General features: G+C 46.2%; 1 protein-coding gene. It reads left to right on the top strand.

Features of this window, described 5'->3' with window-relative positions; translation table 11 throughout:
* The first annotated feature begins 81 nt into the window (after window positions 1–81).
* The gene (locus tag FS628_RS30390; RefSeq protein ID WP_145326669.1) at window positions 82–267 is read left to right on the top strand and encodes a hypothetical protein; all 186 of its coding nucleotides are present in this window, start codon (window positions 82–84) and stop codon (window positions 265–267) included.
* Window positions 268–305: the final 38 nt, after the last annotated feature.

Here is a 305-nt window from a genome sequence, read left to right as displayed (position 1 = left end):
TTGGCGGGTTTGGATCTTATAGATTTTGGAGAAATGGGTCGGGTGCAGATTGAGATGGTGAGTGAGGACAGGTAAAGATAGATGGAGATGGAGGTTGTTATGTGTAAAATGGTGAATTTTGTTGAGATAGTGGGAAGGGATGTGTTTGTCGTCGTTGGCGGTAGGTTGGTTGAGTTTGGGGAGGAGGGTGAGGGAGGATTTGGGGAATTTGGTGATGGTAGGGAAAAGTTGGGGAGTTTGGAAATGGTGAAGATGATTGGCGATTAAAGTGGTGAGAGTGAGTTTGTTGGGGTGGGGAATATTGG

It is taken from the genome of Paenibacillus xylanexedens, assembly GCF_007676705.1.
GTDB classification, from domain to species: domain Bacteria; phylum Bacillota; class Bacilli; order Paenibacillales; family Paenibacillaceae; genus Paenibacillus; species Paenibacillus xylanexedens_C.
This window is presented reverse-complemented; position numbering and strand designations above follow the sequence as displayed.